This window comes from Gordonia malaquae NBRC 108250 (assembly GCF_000344135.1).
Taxonomy (GTDB): domain Bacteria; phylum Actinomycetota; class Actinomycetes; order Mycobacteriales; family Mycobacteriaceae; genus Gordonia; species Gordonia malaquae.
Window position 1 is genome coordinate 147,897 of record NZ_BAOP01000008.1, and the last position, 16,339, is coordinate 164,235.

Here is a 16,339-nt window from a genome sequence, read left to right on the forward strand (position 1 = left end):
ATGTCCTCCTCGCGGTTCGTCCGCCTCGCATCCGTGCTCGCGGTTGCCGCAGTGTCTCTCGTCGGCGTCCCCGCCTCGGCGGGTCTCGCGGCAGCTGCCCCGGCAGTTCCCGCCGACTCCGGCGTCGCGTCGACGATCTCCTCGGAGAAGCAGATCACGCCGTATCGCGTCGACCTGACCGTCACGTCGGCCTCGATGGGCGGCGACGTCAAGGTCACCGTGCTCTCGCCGACCGGTGACGCACCCCGCCCGAGCATCTACATGCTCGACGGTGCGGGTGCGGGTGAAGACGTCAGCGATTGGATCACCAAGGGTGGGGCGGAAGAGTTCTTCGCCGGCCGCAACGTCAATGCAGTGTTCCCGGCGGGCGGTGCTGCGTCGTTCTACACGAACTGGTTGAAGGAGGATCCGAAGATCGGCCGCCCACAATGGGAGACATTCCTTACTCGCGAACTGCCTCCGCTGATCGACGCGAGGTTCCACGGCAACGGCAGCAACGGCGTCGCCGGCTTGTCGATGGGCGGCCAGTCGGCGTTCACGCTCAGCAGTCGCAATCCGGGACTGTACCGCGCGATCGGATCGCTCAGCGGTTGCCCGGTCATCACGGGCGCCAAGAATGAAGCGTTTGTGAAGGCGACCGCCGCGATGTACGGCGGCAACGCAGAGAAGATGTGGGGCCCGGCGGGCGGAGAGTACTGGCGCTCGCACGATCCGCAGTTCCGCCTCGACGCACTGCGGGGAACCACGATCTACATGGAGTCTGCGCAGGGAAAGCCCGGTGAGCCCGATCGCCGCGGTGATCCGGAGTCGGACCTGCCGCCGCAGATCGTGTACGGAATCGCTTCGGGTGTCGAGATCGGCGCGGACAGCTGCACGCGGGAGTTCGCCGTCAAATTGACGAAGGCGAAGGTGCCGTTCACTCTGGACTTGCGGCGGGTCGGAACGCATCGCTGGGACTATTGGAAGCTCGGCCTCGGGCGCATGTGGAAAGTGCTCGAGCCCGCCCTGTGACATCTGCGTTGCGATCAAGCCACACCTGCGTATGTATGACCTGCGACACATCTACCCGCTCGTAAACTTAGGTACTCTTAGCGACCATGTGGTCTAACCGGTTTACGCGCATCGCCTCTGCTGTCACAGCAGTCGCAGTAGTCACAGCATTGGTGCCCGCTGTGGCAGATGCGGCACCGTCTCGCCACCGTGCCGCACGGATCGTCGCGGCGAAGAACGTGTCCCTCGAACGGGTGGACATCACTGTCGACTCGCCTTCGATGGGCCGCAAGATGAAGGTGACCGTGCTGACGCCCGGCGGAACCGATCTGCGCCCGAGTCTCTACATGCTCGACGGGGCGGACGCGGGCGAGGACGTCAGTGACTGGATCACCAAGGGCGGCGCCGGACAGTACTTCGCCGGCCGCAACGTGAACGTCGTCCTTCCCGCCGGGGGTGCAGCGTCGTTCTACACGAACTGGCGCAACACCGACGCGAAGCTGGGGAAGCCGCAGTGGGAGACGTTCCTGACGAAGGAACTGCCGCCGCTGATCAATGAGCGGTACCACGGATCCGGAAACAACGCGGTGATGGGCCTGTCGATGGGCGGCCAGTCGGCATTCGCGCTCGCCGCCCGTCACCCCGAGTTGTACCGCGGTGTCGCGTCGTTGAGCGGCTGCCCGCCGATCACCGGGCCCGCCAACGAGGCCTACGTGCGGTCGACGCTCGCCAAGAGCGGCGCAGACGCCGTGAAGATGTGGGGTACTCCCGGTGGCGCGTACTGGCGAGATCACGATCCGGCACGAAAGCTGGACGCGCTGCGCGGCAAGCGGATCTTCATCTCGGCGGGATCCGGCGCCATCGGCCCCTTCGACCTCACGGCCGACTACGACCCGTCCGAAGGCCCGCGCGACGCGCAGATGGCTGCCGGTTCGGCGCTCGAGGTGGGCGCATACCGCTGCTCCCTCGAATTCGCGGCCGATCTTCAGCGTGAGGGGATCGCCTTCACTCCGGGCTTCCGCCTCATCGGCACCCACCGCTGGGACTACTGGAAGCAGGACCTCCCCAAGGCCTGGGAGACCCTCGCTCCGGCCCTCTGAGACGCCTGACGCGGCCGTCGTCGACACACGCTGCACTCCTCGACGCGGACCGACACTTCAACGACAAACGCGGCCTTCACGAAGGCCGCGTTTGTCGTTGAAGGTCGCGGTGTGAACTACCGGCTGACGTATGCCGACGCGAAGGCCAGGAATGCGTCGTCCTCGTCGCGGTCGGTCACCGTGACGCGGACTCCGTCGCCGGCGAAGGGGCGGACGATCACACCCGCTGCGGTGCTCGCCTCGGCGAACGCCGTCGACTCATCGCCGAGATCGAGCCAGACGAAGTTGGCCTGCGAGTCGGGCACGCGGTACCCGAGGTCACGCAACGCTGCCGTCACACGGTCACGCTCGGCCACGACGGCTTCGGTGCGCGCCAGGAGCTCGTCCTGGACGCGCAGAGACGCCACTGCGGCCACCTGGGTCAGTGTGCCGACGCTGAACGGCACATGGATCTTCCCGAGCGCTGTGATGACAGTCGGGTGCGCGACGGCGTATCCGACGCGGAGGCCTGCGAGACCGTATGCCTTCGAGAACGTACGCAGCACAACGAGGTTCTCGAACTCGCGGCGCAGTTCCAGGGCGTCGTACGCGTGGGGGCCGTCGAGTCTCGTGTACTCGAAGTAGGCCTCGTCGAGTGCGACGACGACGTCGCTCGGGACCGCCTCCAGGAACGCGCGGAGTGCAGCAGCCTCCACGACGGTGCCGGTCGGGTTGTTCGGGTTGCAGACGAAAATGAGACGGGTGCGGTCGGTGATCGCCGCGGCCATCGCCTCGAGGTCGTGGACGCCGTCGCCGGTCAGTGGGACCTGCACCGGAGTCGCACCTGCGACGCGCGTGGCCAGCGGGTACGTCTCGAACGACCGCCACCCGAACAGGACCTCATCGCCCGGGCCGGAGGTGGCGGTGATCAGGTTCTGGCACAGGATCACCGATCCGCACCCCACCTGGATCTCGTCCGGTGTGACGCCGAGCGACTTCGCGAGTTCGTCGGTCAGCTCCACCATCCCGTTGTCGGGGTACCGGTTGAGTGTCATGACGGCGTCGGCGATCGCACTCTGCACGCTCGGCAGCGGGGGATGGGTGGTCTCGTTGCTCGCGAGCTTGATGGCGCCCGGGAACGTCTTGCCGGGGACGTACACGGGCAGGGAGTCCAGGTCTGATCTCATGCGTGGGGCCACCCCCCGAATGTATGCCCCGGGCGCGTCTGGCACGTCGGCGACCTGCCGATTTGCTACTGCGCGAAAGGTCTGTGTAATGTTCTGCCTCGGAAGTTCGCGATACGAACTCCGCTGGAGGCGTGCCAGAGCGGCCGAATGGGACTCACTGCTAATGAGTTGTTCCGCGTAAAACGGAACCGGAGGTTCAAATCCTCTCGCCTCCGCCGACCGAGGTTCGCCCTGGGTAAAATTGAAGAATGACGATCGGGTACACTCGATCAGGCACGCGCCCGTAGCTCAACGGATAGAGCACTTGACTACGGATCAAGAGGTTAGGGGTTCGAATCCCTTCGGGCGCACCATGTTTCAAGATCCCCATCCGGTATCCGGATGGGGATCTTTTGCTCTCTGCCCAGGGCTCCTCGTCAGACTGTGACCGAACGCACCTGCAGTTAACTGTTGAATAGCTGGATTCTCGGTGAGATTCGTGTAACGCTCAGTTCGTCGGGCGCAGATGTCCGACATGACTCGAATAACGGGGGGAAATATGAAGAATCGTCTATTCGCAATCGTGCTTGCAGCGTTTGCTGCACTCGGACTCGTCGCCACGGGGGCTGTGGCGACGACGGGCCAGGCGTCGGCGGCGACGGTCCGCGACACCGGTTCGCAGGTGTTCGTCGGTTTCACCAAGGCCGAGACCAAGCAGCTTGCACGCACAGGTGTCGCGGGGGTCATCGACCATCCAGCGATCAGCCCGAACTTCTCGGTCTCGGTCGATTCCGAGTCGCGCTTCAAGCGCGTGTACGTGCCCGGGCGCGGATACGTCCGTTACGCGACCGCGAACGGCCTGGTCCGTGAGGCGGCCGCGCACAATGGCAACGTCTGGATCAGCTACAACAAGGGCCGCCGCTACCCGTTCACACTGTGGACCCGTTGGTGACGATCCCCTGAGGCGTCGGGTGACGTCCCTTGCTGACGACGCGGGCCGGATTCCTTTCCGGCCCGCGTCGATCCGTACGCGTCGCTCACCCGCCCTGCTTGCCGCCGCGTAGGGTGTGCGACGTGGACGCGGGACAGTGGAACGGACGGCCTGGCTACCGGCCGCCGATGGCCGCGGGGCAGCAGTACCCGCCGCTCGGATACGCCCCGGACGGTGGTGCCCGCTACGGTTACATCCCCGAACCGGGTGCCGAGTTCCCGCGAGAACAGCCCGAGACCGTCGTCGAAGCTGCGCACATCGGGCCGTCGAGCGCCCCACCGTCGAACAGTCCCCAGCGGCTCGCATGGGGCGTGGTGTCCGTGGTGGTCCTGGTGCTGGTCGTCGTCGGTGGTCTGAAGCTGATGTCGGGCGGTGGTTCGGACGATTCGCCGACACGCGCTGATCCGCCTGCCTCGCAGAACACCGATGACCCGTATCTGCCGGAATCGATCACTCCCACCGAGACCGTGCCAGGCGAAAGTCGGACTCCCGCACCGCGGAACAGTCTCGAGGCGATCCTGTCGGTCGAGGCGGCACCGGGCTCGACGGTGATCTATTTCAACAACGGACGTGTCCAGGTGGACTTCATGGACTCGAGCCGCTGGGAACAGAAAGTGATCGCGACGCCGGGACTGCTCCGGATCAACGTCGTGGCACGCGCAGGGGCTGCCGCGTCGTGCACGATCACGGTCGACGGCGCGCCCGTCGCGCACGAGGAACTGCCCGAAGGCGACCCGTCCGGCGTTGTGGTCTGCCGTGCGGCCGGGTGAAAGCTAACGTAGAGACGTGACTTCCCCCGAATCGGCTGCCGAGACCGGCGCAAAGACGATGTTCACCTGGCGCAGTCCCGACGGGGGCAGACTCGAACAGGTGCGGCTCAAGAGCGGCGGCGGCCGACTCCGTGCGTACGGCCGCATCATCTGCGCAGCGAGCGCCGATGTCGAGGCCTACTCGGCGTCGTACGAACTGGTGACGAATGACATCGGTGTGTCGCGGCGGCTCTCGGTCCGCGTGCTCCGAGCCGGCGGTGAAGGCCAGCTCGAACTGAGCCGCGACATGGACGGGAAGTGGATGGTGCAGACCGCCGACACGACCGTGCAGAGCGAATTCGGCGGCGCCGAAGCGGTCGACGTCGTCGGATCGCCGTTCTTCAAGATGCTGCCGATCAATCGACACAAGATCGTCAGCGGCGGCAGCGCGACCGGAGTGCATCTGGTCAGTCTGAAGCTGCCGACGTTCAACATCGAACCGGCTCAGGCCGACTACACGGTGGCTGACGGTCGGCTCACGGTCGTCACGAACGGGCTGACAAGTGAGCTGACGGTCGACGGCCAGGGCGTCGTCCTCGACTACGTCGGAAACGCCACCCGAATCGTTTAGCGCGACACTAGCCCAGCCAGACTCGCGCGAGGTGCGCCTGCCGCCGCAGTTCCTGCTGCCAGCCGTCGTCGCCGACGGTCACATCGATGATCGGCTGCAGTTCGCCTCCGGCGATCGCGTCGTATCGCTGTCGCGCCCGGTGACCCGCCTCGACGAGTGACGCCACGTCGCCGTGGTCGCGGAGACGGTCACGCGCCGCGACGAGCAGGTCGATCGTCTCGCTGAGGGTGTTGAGCAGGGCCACCGAGTTGGCCTCGAGCATCGCGCGCTGGAGGTCGGGCGCCGTTCCAGCCACTCGCGTTCCGTCGCGGAAACTGCCCGCAGCCAGTCGCAAGGACAGCGAGCTCTCGCCTGCGCCGACGGCCGCTGTCACCGCTGCGGTCAGATGGGGATTGTGCGAGATCGCCGCCGCCGCACGGTCGTGTGCGTCGTTCGCCGCAGGGACGACGTTCGATCCGACAGCGCGGGCCATCGCCGCAACGGCGAGCCAGTCGTCCGCGGGAGTGTCGTCATGCGTCGTGACCATCCACATCGCGCCCTCGAACAGCGACGGGTCGGTGGCGTCCCACCCGGAGTACGCGGTGCCCGCCATCGGGTGCCCGCCGACGTAGCGTCCTCCGGGGTGGTGTCGCGCGACGATCCTGGCGACTTCTTCCTTCACACTCACCACGTCCGTCACCAGGCATGCAGGCGCGTGATCGGCGATGGCGTCGACGATGGGGCCGAGCGTCGTCACCGGCGTCGCCAGGACGATCACCGCGTCGAGTTCCGCCGCCTTAATGAGGGTCGCCACCAGATCGGATGAGGCGTCGTAGCCGTCAGCGGTCGCGGCGTCGACCGTCGCCTGGGACCGGTTGTAGCCGAACACGGGGGCCTGGTCTGCGGCGAGCCTGCGAAGCAGGGAACCGCCGATCAGTCCGAGGCCGAGAATGCAGACGGGGCGCGACGATGCGGTAGACACGCCTCCAAGCGTGGCATACCCAGGCCGAATCCGACTTGGGAGAGTGTCGAAAAGCGGCTACCGTGGCGGACATGGCGAAGCCTGTCGCGAAGAGCGATTACTCCGATGTCGACGGCTTCGCGGTGGCCGTTGCACTCAGTGAGTCCGGTTGGAAGGTCACGGCGCTCAAACCGTCGGCGCTCGACAGCCTCGATGACGCCGAACTCCAACTCCGGGAGCTCCGAGCGACGGGTGCTGTCTTCGGCCTCCTGGACGTCGACGATGAGTTCTTCATCATCGTCCGACCCTCCCCATCTGGCGCCCGCCTGCTCATCTCCGATGCGACGGCGTCCGTCGACTACGACATCGCCGTCGATGTACTCGACGCCCTCAACATCGACGTTCCCGATCTGGACCCGGATGAGATCGACGACGTCGACCCGTGGGAGGAGGGGGACCTCGCCATCCTCGCCGACCTCGGCCTGCCCGACGCGGTGATGAGCGTCATCGTCGGCGACACCGACCTGTACGCCGACGAGCAGATCGGCATGATCGCCGCGCGGCTCGGGTGTGCCGACCAGCTGTCCACCGTTCTCGACGATCTCGGTCACTGACTCCGGCGATGACGCCTGATCGCGGCGCGGTGCAGCGCGACGCCGAGCGGATGATGCGGCTCGCGCTCGACGCCGCCCATCACGCGGGCCCGGACGACGTCCCGATCGGCGCCGTGGTCGTCGGGCCGGACGGCTCCGTTCTCGCATCCGCAGCGAATCGGCGGGAGGCAGACGGTGATCCGACCGCGCACGCAGAAGTCCTCGCCCTACGCGAGGCGACGAGGCGGCACGGAGACGGCTGGCGACTCGAGGACTGCACATTGGCCGTCACCGTCGAACCGTGCACCATGTGCGCCGGGGCGATCGGTCTCGCCCGAGTCTCCCGTGTGGTGTTCGGAGCGTGGGAGCCGAAGACCGGCGCTGTCGGCTCGCTGTGGGACGTGCTGCGCGATCCCCGGCTCGTTCACCGCCCGGAGGTCCTCGGCGGAGTACTCGAAGCGGAGTGCGCGGTGCTCGTCACCGACTTCTTCGCGGCCCGACGCTGAATCTGCGGCACACTGGTGGTGCGGGCGCACAGCCCACCAGGACTCCGAAAGGAAACGTCATGTCTGATCCGATGGACAAGGTCAATGAGGTCGTCGAGGCGGTCCGCGGCAAGGTCAATGAGATCGCCGAAAGCGAGCAGGTGAAGGCCGCCGTCGAGACGGCGCGCACGAAGATCGACGAGATCGCCGCCAACGAACACGTTCAAGGCGCCGTCAACACCGCCATGGGCAAGGTCAGCGAGATCGCGGCGAACGAGCATGTTCAGAACGCCGTGAACACTGCCGTGGACAAGGTCAACGAGGTCGCGGCGAACGAGCAGGTGCAGAGTGCGGTCAACACTGCCGTGACCAAGGTGAGCGAATTCGCCGACAAGCTGACCGGTGGCGGTTCCGGGGGTCCCGGCAGCGCTCCGGGAACGCCGACCGACAAGTAGTCGAATATCGCGGAAACTGGCTCTGACCAGCTGATTTCGTGCGACGGGACCTCTGCCGTATAGTTCTTCCCGGTGGCGTGTCCGAGCGGCCGAAGGTGCGACACTCGAAATGTCGTGTGTAGTAACCCTGCACCGGGGGTTCAAATCCCTCCGCCACCGCTCGAGGCCCCCGATCTGCATCGCAGGTCGGGGGCCTTTTCCATTCTCGGGAGCCGTCGTGTCCGACTGACCCAGTGCTAGCGCGCGCTGAGCAGACCGGTTTCTCGAGTTGGCCTAACCTGACAGGCATGACCGCCATCGCCGTGACGATCGACTCCGCACGATTCGCATCAGTGCTGTTTCGCCCTGTGGCCAGCGCGGTCGTCGACGTCGATGGTGTTGAGCACATCGTGCCGTGGCGGGAGACGGCGACATTCGAGGTCGATCCCGGTGCTCATCGCGTAGCGGTCTTGTGCAGGTGGTTCGGCCGCTGGGAGACGCGACGGGCGTCCAGCGTCATCGATGTGGCCGCAGGCACGACAAAACTGCTGTGGATGAGGGTGGGAAATCTCAGCGGCGAACGGTTCACCATTCACGAGAATCCCCGCGGCGCCTACGTGTACGGGCGGTGACTGCACACTTTGGCGACGTTTCTCCCTGTGGGGCCGGGAAAAGTCGCCGAAGTTGTACGGCGCCGTCAGTGCTCGGTCGAGAACGAGCTGCGGCGGCGGTGCACTTCGAGGGCGAGAGTGACAAGGCGGTCGATGAGGTCGGGGTAGGCGATGCCCGACGCCTCCCACATCTTCGGGTACATCGACGCGGGGGTGAAGCCGGGGATGGTGTTGATCTCGTTGAGAAGCCAGCCTCGGCCGTCCTCCTCGTAGAAGAAGTCCACCCGGGCCATGCCGGCGCAGCGCAGCGCGACGTAGGCGTCGGCGGCCAGTTCGCGGACCTCGGCGATCGCGGCGTCGGACAACGGCGCCGGGATCATCAGCTCGGCGGCACCGGTGACGTACTTGTCCTCGTAGTCGTAGAAGTCGCTGCCCGGCTTGATCTCGCCGGGAAGGGTGGTGTCGGGTGCGGTGTTGCCGAGCACCCCGACCTCGATCTCACGACCGGTGACGGCCTCCTCGATGACGACGACGTCGTCGTAGTGGAGAGCGACATTGATGGCCTTGTCGAGCTCGTCTGGGGTGGTCGCGCGTGAGACGCCGACCGACGAGCCCATGTTGGCGGGCTTCACGAACACCGGGAGACCGAGTTCTTCAACAGCCTGGTCGACGACGGTGCGGGCGTCGTCCACACCGTCCCGGAAGGTGATCCATGCGCACTGCGGAATCCCGGCGCGTGCCGCGACCTCCTTGGCCATCGCCTTGTCCATGCAGAGGGCGGACGACAGGACGCCGCATCCGACATACGGTGTCTTGAGGAGCTCGAGCATGCCCTGGACGGTGCCGTCTTCACCGTGCGGACCGTGCAACAACGGCAGGACGACGGTGATCTCCCTCGACTGCGCTCGGGAAGCGGAGTCGGTACCGCGGATCACGGACAGCGGGTCCACTTCCGGGCCTTCGACGTCGAGACGGTTCGGCAGCGTCTCGCCTGCCGCGAGGGCTGCGGCAGCGGTGTCGTTGCGATGCCACACTCCGCTCTTGTCGATCCCGACGGGGACGAGGACGTACTTGTCGGAGTCGGCGGCGGCCAGCACGTGGGCGGCGGTGACCCGCGACACGTCGTGCTCGGCGGACACTCCGCCGTAGAGGACGACCAACCGCAGCAGGGGGGTGCTCATGGGTGCCAGGATACGTGTTCGCCTGTAGCGTTTCTCTTCGTGCACCTCCTCGCCAGTCAGATCGCAGCAGCCACCGGTGGAACTCTTCACGGGCCGGACGTCCAGGTCGTTTCGGCGAGTATCGACTCGCGGACGATCGCGCCCGGTCAGTTGTTCGTGCCGATCGTCGCAGCGCGTGACGGTCACGATTTCATTCCTGTCGCCGTCGACAAAGGCGCCACCGTCTACCTGACCGACCGTGCACCGGACCCCGCGGTGACCGCGACAGCCGTGCAGGTCGCCGACACCGCGGTGGCCCTCGCCGACATCGGACGGGCCGTCCGAGCATCGCTCCCTCCGCGCGTCGTCGGCGTGACCGGGTCCGTCGGCAAGACGTCGACGAAGGACCTGCTCGCAGGCGTCCTCGCGACCACGTACCGCACTGCGGCCAGTGAGAAGTCGTTCAACAACGAACTGGGTCTGCCCCTCACACTGCTCGGCGCACCCGACGACACCGAGGCAGTCGTCCTCGAGATGGGCGCACGAGGAGTCGGGCACATCGCGCTCCTGTGCGACATCGCGTCACCGACAGTCGGTGTCATCACGCGTGTCGAAGCCGTCCATCTGGAGATGTTCGGAACTCTCGACGACGTCGCTCAAGCCAAGGGTGAACTCGTCGAATCACTGCCCACCGACGGAATCGCAGTCCTCAACGCCGACCATGCCGTGGTCAAGGCCATGCGGTCGCGCACACAGGCGCGGGTCCTCACCTACGGAGTCGCCGACGACGCGGACGTCCGCGCCACCGACGTGGTGCTCGACGCGCAGCTTCGAGCGTCGTTCACGCTGCACAGCCCGTGGGGTTCGACACCGGTGGCGCTGCAGGCACGTGGCGAGCACCAGGTCCCGAACGCGCTCGCTGCGGCTGCCGCAGCGTGTGGACTCGGTGTCCCGCTCGACGCCCTGCCGTCCGGGCTGAACGACGCCGCCCTGTCCGGACTCCGCATGGAGATGAGCACAACGGCAGCCGGCGTCACCGTGATCAACGACGCCTACAACGCGAACCCGACGTCGATGATCGCAGGTCTCTCATCGTTGCACCGCCTCGACGCACGCCGACGCTTCGCCGTTGTCGGGACGATGGCCGAACTGGGGTCAGACGGCCCGGCCGCACACCTGGACGTCGCCCGCCAGGCGACCGACCTCGGGATCACGGTCATCGCCGTCGACGAGCCTGCCTACGGAGACGCCGGGGTTATTCACGTGGCCGACGTGGCAGGGGCGGTCGAGGCGCTCGGCGACCTGGCCGAGGGCGACGCGGTCCTGGTGAAGGGCAGCCGCGTCGCCCAGCTCGAACGCGTCGCGCAGGCGCTCGCGTAGGCGGCTACGGGACCAGGGCGAAGGCCTTGGAGTCGTAGGTGCAGCGGGCGAGTTCACCGACGACGGTCGATGGGCCGCATTCCCAGTCGCGGACCTTCTGCGTCTGGCCGGTCGCGATCAGCGGGCTGTACTCCTTCGCGATGGCCTTCGCGGTCGCGCACGTCACGTCGCCTTCGACCAGATGGATCTGCAGCGCTCCGTCCGGGCCCTTCGCCGGCCCGCACGACTTCGCGTCGTCCGGGGTGCTCGACTCCGGGGCGGTGGCGGTCTCCGACGTGGGCTTTCGGCCGGGAACGACGGGGACGCTGCGGTCCGTCGGGGGAGTGACTGCCGCGGTGGCCGATGTCGACTCGGCGCTCGGGGCGGCGGTCTCGTCCCCACAGGCGGCGACGGTTCCGGCGAGCGCGAGGCCCAGGACTGCGGTTGCGGCCAGCTTCATCGTGCGAGTCATCATGGTCCCCACGGTAGCGAACCTGGAACAATGGTTCCTCGTGACCAGCAGTGAGTTCATCCGGCGTGCCACCCTCGACGGGACGGCCGGTCGTACCGGCACCATCGTCACCCCGCACGGAGAGATCCAGACGCCGGCCTTCGTGCCCGTCGGAACCAAGGCGACAGTGAAGACGGTGGTGCCCGAACAGGTGGCGGCGCTAGGGGCTCAGGCGGTGCTCTCGAACGCGTACCACCTGTACCTCCAGCCCGGCGCAGACATCGTCGACGAAGCCGGCGGCCTCGGGCGGTTCATGAACTGGCCCGGACCGACGTACACCGACAGCGGCGGCTTCCAGGTGATGTCGCTCGGGGTCGGGTTCAAGAAGGTCATCTCGATGGACGCCGCAGGCCCGCAGGACGACACGATCATCGCCGAGGGCAAAGAACGGCTGGCGAACGTCGACGACGACGGCGTGACCTTCAAATCGCACATCGACGGCACCAGTCACCGATTCACACCCGAGGTGTCGATGCAGATCCAGCACCAGCTCGGCGCCGACATCATCTTCGCGTTCGACGAGCTCACCACGCTGATGAACACACGCGGGTACCAGGAGCAGTCGCTTGAGCGGACCCGGCAGTGGGCCATCCGCTGCCTCGCCGAGCACAACCGGCTGTCCACCGAGCGTTCACACCGCCCGCAGCAAGCGCTGTGGGGCGTGATCCAGGGTGCGCAGTACGAGGACCTGCGTCGCAAGGCAACGCGTGACCTCGTGGAACTGAGCCGCATCGACCGTGACAACGGCGGCAAGGGCTTCGGCGGCTACGGCATCGGCGGTGCCCTGGAGAAGGACAACCTCGGAACCATCGTCGGATGGGTCACTGAGGAGATGCCCGACGACGCGCCGCGGCACCTGCTCGGCATCAGCGAGCCGGACGACATCTTCACAGCCATCGAGAACGGCGCCGACACCTTCGACTGCGTCTCTCCGACACGCGTCGCCCGCAACGGGGCCATCTACTCGTTCGACGGCCGGTACAACATCACGAACGCCAAGTTCAAACGCGATTTCACGCCGCTCGACGCGGAACTCGACAACTACTCCACCCAGTACACGCGGGCCTACCTGCATCACCTGTTCAAGGCGAAGGAGGGCCTGGCGTCGACCCTGGCGACACTGCACAACCTGTCGTTCACGATCACGCTCGTCGACCGGGCGCGCAAGGCCATCGAGGACGGGAACTACTTCGAGTACCGCGACGAGTTCCTCGGCCGCTACTACGCGGGGACCAAGCGCAATGGGTGACATGGTCGGCACCCCGACGGTGATCGTCGACGCCGACGTCCTGGACCGGAACATCGCCGCGATGGCCGCTGCGATGGCCGCCAAGGGCGTCGACCTGCGGCCGCACGCGAAAACGCACAAGATCGTCGAGATCGCTCACAAGCAGATCAAGGCCGGGGCCGTCGGGCTGTCTGTCGCGACCATCGGTGAGGCGGAGGTCTTCGCCGACGCCGGGATCGACGACCTGTTCATCGCCTACCCGCTGTGGCTCACACGGTCGTCTGCGGCGCGGCTCGCAGCGCTGGCCGAGCGGGTGGACGTCTCGTTCGGAATAGACTCCGCGGCGGCCGCGGTGACCGCGGCGCGGCTGCTCGGCGATGCCGTCTCGAGAGTCGAAGTGGTCATCGAGGTCGACAGCGGGCATCACCGCACCGGCGTGCTCATCGACGACGTGGTCGACGTCGCGAACGCCGCCGCCGATGCGGGCCTGCGGGTGAGCGGTGTGTTCACCTTCCCCGGCCACAGCTACGGGCCCGACGCTCAGGTGCCTGCAGCGACGCAGGAGGCGACGACTCTGCGTGATGCGGCAGACCTCCTCACCGAGGCCGGATTCCGCGTGGACGTCCGCAGTGGTGGGTCCACTCCGAGCGCGCTGCTGTCCGACGCCGACGTGCTCACCGAGGCCCGACCGGGCGTCTACGTGTTCGGCGACGCCCAGCAGTGGGAGCTCGGGCGCATAGAACCCGACGACATCGCGCTGACCGTGCTCGCCACGGTCGTCAGCAGGCACGACGGCCCGGCGAATCGGCGCATCGTCCTCGACTCCGGAAGCAAGGTGCTCGGCAGCGACCGACCGGGGTGGACCACCGGGTTCGCACGGCTGCGAGATCATCCGGACGCGCGGGTGACGGCCCTGTCGGAGCACCACGCGACCGTCGAGTTCCCGAAGCGGGCGGCGCTGCCGGCGCTCGGCTCGCGCATCCGAGTGGTCCCCAACCATGTGTGCCCGGTGTTGAACCTCGTCGACGACGTCGCGGTGGCCCGCGGTGGGCTCGTCGTCGGACGGTGGACCGTCGCCGCGCGCGGCCGCAATAGCTGAGCGAGCGGATCATGGCCGACGATCGGGACACCAGGCGGGAGACCGTCGTCGCGATGCGTCGGGTCCGGGACCGGATCGACCGCGAGTTCGACAAGCCGCTCAACGTGGAGGAACTCGCGAGCGGCGTGTTCATGTCGGCAGGTCACCTGAGCCGCGAGTTCAAACGCGTCTACGGGGAGTCGCCGTACTCGTATCTGATGACGCGGCGGGTGGAACGTGCGATGACCCTGCTCAGGCGGGGCGACATGTCAGTGACCGAGGTCTGCTTCGCAGTGGGATCGTCGTCGCTGGGAACGTTCAGCACCCGATTCACGGAGCTGGTCGGGGTGCCGCCGAGCGTGTACCAGCGCGACAACGGAAGCGAGTGGGACGGCGTCCCGGCGTGCCTGGCCAAACAGGTCGCCAGACCGGTCAGGAATCGAGAAGCGCGTCGGCCGGCCGCCGAATAACGTCGACGGCATGACCATGAACGTGAAGATCCAGTACGCATTCCTCCCGCACAACGACGCTGACGAATCGCTGAAGTTCTACCGCGAGATGCTCGGCTTCGAGGTGCGCAAGGACGTCGGCTACAACGATCTCCGGTGGATCACCTTGGGGCCTGCCGGGCAGACCGATGTGTCGATCGTGCTTCACCCGCCGGCCGTCGACCCCGGCATCACCGACGCCGAGCGGGCGACCATCCTCGATCTCATGGCGAAGGGGTCGTACGGCGCGGTGACTCTCGCCTCCGACGACCTCGACGCGCTGTTCGAGAAGGTCGCCGCGGCCGGAGCCGACGTGGTGCAGGAGCCGACCGACCAGAACTACGGGGTCCGCGACTGCGCGTTCCGCGACCCGTCGGGCAACCTCGTCCGCATCGACCAGCTCTGACCCGACGTGACACGCACGGACCCGACGCCCCTCCGGCGTCGGGTCCGCACTCGTGGGATCACCTATGCGGTGATCGTGGTCTGCTCGTCGATCGCGTCCATCGCCTTCTGCAGTGCGTCGGCCTGATCCTCGTTGCTGGTTGCGTTCAGCTGCAGGACGTACACGGCGTCGGCGGCCTCTATGACGACGGTCTGCTGCGCGGTGAGCACCGTCATGCCCTTGAGGGTGTACTGCCCGGCCATCTTGTACGACCCGAATCCGGACAGCGCGGACTTGCGTCCCGACCCGATCTCACTGAAGTCCTCGAGGTTGCGGAGTTCGCCCGGCGCGAGTTCGAAGAGCTTGTCCACGTCGACTGGGCCGGTCAGCTTCGAGAACAGCGCCACGATGTTCGCGGTGTAGTCGGAGCCCTGAGCGCCGGAGTACTTGATCGCTCCGAGGGCGTACTCGGGTAGGTCGCTCTTCTCGACCTGATCCCAGCCGTCGGGTGTAGGCATGTCGATGCTCGGAGCCCCGTTCTCACCTGGCCTCACCTGTGTCTCGGTGATGCCCTGCTCCTTGATGTAGTCGGCGATCGTCGGGTTCGCGCCCGTGCTGCTGGTCGACGTCGCCGGAGTAGCGCTCGTCGTTGCCGACGTCGACGTGTTCGTCGTGGAAGCGGCGCTGCTCTGCGAGTCGTCCTTGCTGCACGAGGCGACTCCTACGACAAGTGCGCAGGTCGATGCGGTGACGACGAAGCCGCGCATGAGAGTCGAGATTGTCACTTCAGTCCTCCTGAGCCGGTGATGTCCGGGACTTCCGACGCCGTCGATGACGTCGCGAACACGGTCAGCGTAGGAGCCTTCGCTTGGAGAACGGTTGGAACGACAGATTGCGTGACGATCGAACTATTTCACGAACATACTATGATTTGTCGCACAGTAGGTCTACACTGGAGATAACAGCAAAACCGGACACGTTCCACGACTCACGGAAGGGAGGCGGACACCATGACCAGCACCTTTGATCTTCCCGATTCGCCTCTCGAACTCGCTCGCCTACAGGACGCGGTGGCCGCCAAGCTGTCATCGGTGTCGCTGACCCCGATGTCCGATGATGACGTCCTGCACATGTCCGAGGTGTTCGAGCGTTCCAATCGCCGGTCCGACGGCATCGGAGCCCGCCTGTACGCGGAAGTGTCCACCCGCGGCGCCTACCGCAAAGCCGGCGTCCAGACGCCGGGCAAGTACCTCACCGCCGCCCTGCGCCTGGGCCTCGGCGCCAGCAAGCGCCGCGTCGCCGCAGCATTGGCGATCAGCCCGATGTACAACTACTCGGGCGACCAGCTCGACCCGGCACTGCCGGCCACCGCCATCGCCGTTGCCGATGGCGACCTGTCGGTCGACCACGTCAATGAGATCGTCGCCGTGATCGACGAGATCCCCGCCGCCATCCCCGCCG

At 66.6% G+C, this 16,339-nt stretch carries 20 protein-coding genes and 3 tRNA genes; 18 read left to right on the forward strand and 5 right to left on the reverse strand.

Annotation, left to right across the window (positions count from 1 at the left end; all coding sequences use genetic code 11):
* Window positions 1–1,011 carry an alpha/beta hydrolase gene (locus GM1_RS07480; RefSeq protein WP_008377744.1) on the forward strand — a complete coding sequence of 337 codons (1,011 nt, stop codon included), beginning with the start codon at window positions 1–3 and terminating at the stop codon, window positions 1,009–1,011.
* Between the two features lie 86 nt (window positions 1,012–1,097).
* Window positions 1,098–2,090, forward strand: a complete 993-nt coding sequence (locus tag GM1_RS07485; protein ID WP_008377746.1) for an alpha/beta hydrolase — start codon at window positions 1,098–1,100, stop codon at window positions 2,088–2,090.
* Window positions 2,091–2,206: 116 nt separating this feature from the next.
* Here GM1_RS07485 and hisC read toward each other — a convergent pair whose 3' ends face one another.
* Entirely contained in the window at window positions 2,207–3,256 is a 1,050-nt protein-coding gene (gene hisC / locus GM1_RS07490) for a histidinol-phosphate transaminase (RefSeq protein WP_008377748.1), read from the reverse strand.
* Between the two features lie 125 nt (window positions 3,257–3,381).
* Between hisC and GM1_RS07495 the strand changes: the two genes are divergently transcribed.
* The 5 genes from GM1_RS07495 to GM1_RS07515 all read left to right on the forward strand — a co-directional run bounded on the left by GM1_RS07495 (window position 3,382) and on the right by GM1_RS07515 (window position 5,606).
* Window positions 3,382–3,471: transfer RNA gene (locus tag GM1_RS07495), tRNA-Ser, on the forward strand.
* 62 nt (window positions 3,472–3,533) lie between these two features.
* Window positions 3,534–3,609, forward strand: a tRNA-Arg gene (locus tag GM1_RS07500).
* Between the two features lie 185 nt (window positions 3,610–3,794).
* On the forward strand, window positions 3,795–4,187 hold the full coding sequence (locus tag GM1_RS07505) for a hypothetical protein (protein ID WP_008377749.1): 393 nt from the start codon (window positions 3,795–3,797) through the stop codon (window positions 4,185–4,187).
* Between the two features lie 122 nt (window positions 4,188–4,309).
* Window positions 4,310–4,996 (forward strand): hypothetical protein, encoded by a 687-nt coding sequence (locus GM1_RS07510; protein WP_157435877.1) that lies wholly within the window; start codon window positions 4,310–4,312, stop codon window positions 4,994–4,996.
* 16 nt (window positions 4,997–5,012) lie between these two features.
* Window positions 5,013–5,606, forward strand: coding sequence for a putative glycolipid-binding domain-containing protein (locus GM1_RS07515; RefSeq protein WP_008377753.1), 594 nt, complete (start codon window positions 5,013–5,015; stop codon window positions 5,604–5,606).
* A 7-nt stretch (window positions 5,607–5,613) separates the two neighbouring features.
* Here the strand turns inward: GM1_RS07515 and GM1_RS07520 are convergent, their stop codons facing one another.
* The gene (locus GM1_RS07520) at window positions 5,614–6,567 is read right to left on the reverse strand and encodes a prephenate dehydrogenase (RefSeq protein ID WP_008377754.1); all 954 of its coding nucleotides are present in this window, start codon (window positions 6,565–6,567) and stop codon (window positions 5,614–5,616) included.
* Between the two features lie 71 nt (window positions 6,568–6,638).
* On the opposite strand from GM1_RS07520, the gene GM1_RS07525 reads away from it, so the two are divergent.
* The 5 genes from GM1_RS07525 to GM1_RS07545 all read left to right on the forward strand — a co-directional run bounded on the left by GM1_RS07525 (window position 6,639) and on the right by GM1_RS07545 (window position 8,690).
* The gene (locus GM1_RS07525; protein WP_040519668.1) at window positions 6,639–7,160 is read left to right on the forward strand and encodes a tRNA adenosine deaminase-associated protein; all 522 of its coding nucleotides are present in this window, start codon (window positions 6,639–6,641) and stop codon (window positions 7,158–7,160) included.
* 8 nt (window positions 7,161–7,168) lie between these two features.
* Window positions 7,169–7,645 carry a nucleoside deaminase gene (locus GM1_RS07530; protein WP_008377756.1) on the forward strand — a complete coding sequence of 159 codons (477 nt, stop codon included), beginning with the start codon at window positions 7,169–7,171 and terminating at the stop codon, window positions 7,643–7,645.
* 59 nt (window positions 7,646–7,704) lie between these two features.
* A complete protein-coding gene (locus tag GM1_RS07535; RefSeq protein WP_008377757.1) occupies window positions 7,705–8,079 on the forward strand; it encodes a hypothetical protein in 375 nt (124 codons plus the stop codon).
* Window positions 8,080–8,150: 71 nt separating this feature from the next.
* Window positions 8,151–8,238: transfer RNA gene (locus GM1_RS07540), tRNA-Ser, on the forward strand.
* A 128-nt stretch (window positions 8,239–8,366) separates the two neighbouring features.
* A complete protein-coding gene (locus tag GM1_RS07545) occupies window positions 8,367–8,690 on the forward strand; it encodes a hypothetical protein (protein ID WP_040519670.1) in 324 nt (107 codons plus the stop codon).
* A gap of 65 nt (window positions 8,691–8,755) precedes the next feature.
* Here the strand turns inward: GM1_RS07545 and GM1_RS07550 are convergent, their stop codons facing one another.
* Window positions 8,756–9,850 (reverse strand): D-alanine--D-alanine ligase family protein, encoded by a 1,095-nt coding sequence (locus GM1_RS07550; protein ID WP_008377759.1) that lies wholly within the window; start codon window positions 9,848–9,850, stop codon window positions 8,756–8,758.
* 39 nt (window positions 9,851–9,889) lie between these two features.
* On the opposite strand from GM1_RS07550, the gene GM1_RS07555 reads away from it, so the two are divergent.
* Window positions 9,890–11,209, forward strand: coding sequence for a UDP-N-acetylmuramoyl-tripeptide--D-alanyl-D-alanine ligase (locus GM1_RS07555; RefSeq protein WP_008377760.1), 1,320 nt, complete (start codon window positions 9,890–9,892; stop codon window positions 11,207–11,209).
* Between the two features lie 4 nt (window positions 11,210–11,213).
* Here the strand turns inward: GM1_RS07555 and GM1_RS07560 are convergent, their stop codons facing one another.
* Window positions 11,214–11,663: a hypothetical protein gene (locus GM1_RS07560; protein WP_223291412.1), complete on the reverse strand. Its 450-nt coding sequence runs from the start codon at window positions 11,661–11,663 to the stop codon at window positions 11,214–11,216.
* On the opposite strand from GM1_RS07560, the gene tgt reads away from it, so the two are divergent.
* From tgt to GM1_RS07580, 4 genes are read left to right on the forward strand one after another with little or no spacing between them, the layout of a single operon-like run.
* A complete protein-coding gene (gene tgt / locus GM1_RS07565) occupies window positions 11,662–12,948 on the forward strand; it encodes a tRNA guanosine(34) transglycosylase Tgt (protein WP_008377762.1) in 1,287 nt (428 codons plus the stop codon). The two genes, GM1_RS07560 and tgt, sit on opposite strands and share 2 nt — an antisense overlap.
* A complete protein-coding gene (locus tag GM1_RS07570; RefSeq protein ID WP_008377763.1) occupies window positions 12,941–14,026 on the forward strand; it encodes an alanine racemase in 1,086 nt (361 codons plus the stop codon). The genes tgt and GM1_RS07570 overlap by 8 nt, the downstream gene beginning before the upstream one ends.
* Before the next feature lie 11 nt (window positions 14,027–14,037).
* Window positions 14,038–14,475 carry a helix-turn-helix transcriptional regulator gene (locus GM1_RS07575; RefSeq protein ID WP_008377765.1) on the forward strand — a complete coding sequence of 146 codons (438 nt, stop codon included), beginning with the start codon at window positions 14,038–14,040 and terminating at the stop codon, window positions 14,473–14,475.
* A gap of 16 nt (window positions 14,476–14,491) precedes the next feature.
* Window positions 14,492–14,899: a VOC family protein gene (locus GM1_RS07580; RefSeq protein WP_040519701.1), complete on the forward strand. Its 408-nt coding sequence runs from the start codon at window positions 14,492–14,494 to the stop codon at window positions 14,897–14,899.
* 62 nt (window positions 14,900–14,961) lie between these two features.
* Here GM1_RS07580 and GM1_RS07585 read toward each other — a convergent pair whose 3' ends face one another.
* On the reverse strand, window positions 14,962–15,663 hold the full coding sequence (locus tag GM1_RS07585; RefSeq protein WP_008377768.1) for an LpqN/LpqT family lipoprotein: 702 nt from the start codon (window positions 15,661–15,663) through the stop codon (window positions 14,962–14,964).
* Between the two features lie 225 nt (window positions 15,664–15,888).
* On the opposite strand from GM1_RS07585, the gene GM1_RS07590 reads away from it, so the two are divergent.
* On the forward strand, window positions 15,889–16,339 hold a 451-nt coding region (locus tag GM1_RS07590; protein WP_008377769.1), incomplete at its 3' end, for a DUF222 domain-containing protein.

What these genes read in the sequence shown, in the direction of transcription:
- GM1_RS07480 (WP_008377744.1), top strand. Translation starts at nt 1, where the DNA reads ATGTCCTCCTCGCGGTTCGTCCGCCTCGCATCCGTGCTCGCGGTTGCC.
- GM1_RS07485 (WP_008377746.1), top strand. Translation starts at nt 1,098, where the DNA reads ATGTGGTCTAACCGGTTTACGCGCATCGCCTCTGCTGTCACAGCAGTC.
- hisC (WP_008377748.1), bottom strand. Translation starts at nt 3,256, where the DNA reads ATGAGATCAGACCTGGACTCCCTGCCCGTGTACGTCCCCGGCAAGACG.
- GM1_RS07505 (WP_008377749.1), top strand. Translation starts at nt 3,795, where the DNA reads ATGAAGAATCGTCTATTCGCAATCGTGCTTGCAGCGTTTGCTGCACTC.
- GM1_RS07525 (WP_040519668.1), top strand. Translation starts at nt 6,639, where the DNA reads ATGGCGAAGCCTGTCGCGAAGAGCGATTACTCCGATGTCGACGGCTTC.
- GM1_RS07530 (WP_008377756.1), top strand. Translation starts at nt 7,169, where the DNA reads ATGACGCCTGATCGCGGCGCGGTGCAGCGCGACGCCGAGCGGATGATG.
- GM1_RS07535 (WP_008377757.1), top strand. Translation starts at nt 7,705, where the DNA reads ATGTCTGATCCGATGGACAAGGTCAATGAGGTCGTCGAGGCGGTCCGC.
- GM1_RS07545 (WP_040519670.1), top strand. Translation starts at nt 8,367, where the DNA reads ATGACCGCCATCGCCGTGACGATCGACTCCGCACGATTCGCATCAGTG.
- GM1_RS07550 (WP_008377759.1), bottom strand. Translation starts at nt 9,850, where the DNA reads ATGAGCACCCCCCTGCTGCGGTTGGTCGTCCTCTACGGCGGAGTGTCC.
- tgt (WP_008377762.1), top strand. Translation starts at nt 11,662, where the DNA reads ATGGTCCCCACGGTAGCGAACCTGGAACAATGGTTCCTCGTGACCAGC.
- GM1_RS07560 (WP_223291412.1), bottom strand. Translation starts at nt 11,663, where the DNA reads ATGATGACTCGCACGATGAAGCTGGCCGCAACCGCAGTCCTGGGCCTC.
- GM1_RS07570 (WP_008377763.1), top strand. Translation starts at nt 12,941, where the DNA reads ATGGGTGACATGGTCGGCACCCCGACGGTGATCGTCGACGCCGACGTC.
- GM1_RS07575 (WP_008377765.1), top strand. Translation starts at nt 14,038, where the DNA reads ATGGCCGACGATCGGGACACCAGGCGGGAGACCGTCGTCGCGATGCGT.
- GM1_RS07580 (WP_040519701.1), top strand. Translation starts at nt 14,492, where the DNA reads ATGAACGTGAAGATCCAGTACGCATTCCTCCCGCACAACGACGCTGAC.